Source organism: Arthrobacter sp. SRS-W-1-2016, from assembly GCF_002009585.1.
GTDB lineage: Bacteria > Actinomycetota > Actinomycetes > Actinomycetales > Micrococcaceae > Arthrobacter > Arthrobacter bambusae_A.
Genome location: NZ_MTPV01000082.1, coordinates 1 through 1,325 on the forward strand (window position 1 = coordinate 1; position 1,325 = coordinate 1,325).

The 1,325-nt window shown below is 62.8% G+C and carries 1 protein-coding gene; it reads left to right on the forward strand.

What is annotated here, in order from left to right; translation table 11 throughout:
* The first annotated feature begins 234 nt into the window (after positions 1-234).
* A complete protein-coding gene (locus BMF89_RS21290) occupies positions 235-1,299 on the forward strand; it encodes an IS110 family transposase (protein ID WP_078109036.1) in 1,065 nt (354 codons plus the stop codon).
* Positions 1,300-1,325: the final 26 nt, after the last annotated feature.

Below are 1,325 nucleotides of genomic sequence, written 5' to 3' on the forward strand. Positions count from 1 at the left end.
AACAATGAAGATGGAGTTGCGGCTCCGGGCGGGTCTGACTTGCTGAATAACTGACGTGCTCTCGGGCATTGTCCTGACACCGACGGGTCGGCTCGTGCCGGGGTCGCGCTCGTTTCGGGTGGCCGGACCGGGCGGGACGTGACTTCATAGGACCTTGCTCGATCAATGACTCGTCATTGTTGTGTCCGCCCGGCCTGGCGAGGTCATCCCTCATCGAAGGGAGACACCACCAGCATGAGCAACAACGCGCAGACGACGCAAGCAGTGATCGTCATCGGAGGCATCGACGCGCACGCCGACACTCATCATGTCGTCGCGCTCGATACGACCGGGAAGATACTCGGCGATCACCCTTTTCCCGCTTCATCACGCGGATATCGTGACGCGCTGGACTGGTTGGCAAAGTTCGGGTTGATTGACAAGATCGGCGTCGAATCCACCGGTTCGTATGCGGCCGGCATCACACGGTTCCTCCTCGAATCAGGTGTCGATGTCGTGGAAGTCAACCAGCCCCACCCGCACCTGAGAGCGCGCCGCGGCAAAGACGATTCGATCGACGCTGAAGCAGCAGCGCGCAAGGCGCTCTCGGGGCAGGCCACCGCGATCCCGAAGGTCACCACAGGTATTGTCGAGTCGATCCGTGTGCTGCGCTTGGCCCGGGAATCCGCGGTTCGTTCCCGCACGAGAACGATCGTCCAACTGCGCAGTCTTCTAGTCACAGCACCTGCGCAGCTGCGGGAGCAGCTCACGGAACGGTCCGCAGCCGTGCTCGTGGCACGATGCGCGGGCTTGCGGCCTGATCTGGATCGTCTTGATGACCCGCTTCAAGCCACCAAGCGTGCACTGCGCGCCCTGGCCCGGAGGATCCAGATGCTCGACGAGGAGATCAACGAGACCGACGCCTCACTCAAACAGCTCGTCGAGCGCACCGCGCCGACGCTGACGTCCAAGCTCGCGATCGGGCCAGGGCACGCCGCGCAGCTGTTGATCACCGCCGGGCAGAACATTCAGCGGGTCCACTCCGAGGCCGCATTCGCCAGACTCTGCGGCGTCGCACCGATCCCGGTTTCCTCCGGCAAGACGCAACGCATGCGCCTGCACCGAGGCGGTGATCGTCAAGCCAACGCCGCGCTCCACATGATCGCAGTCTGCCGGATGCGCTACCACCAGCCCACCATCGACTACGTCAAGCGACGCCTCGCTGACGGACTGTCGAAGAAGGACGTGCTCCGATGCCTCAAACGCTTCATTGCCCGGGAGGTCTATCACGACCTGAAAACCGACCTTGGACTCACTTGACATCTATAGGACCGTCGGTGTGTGGG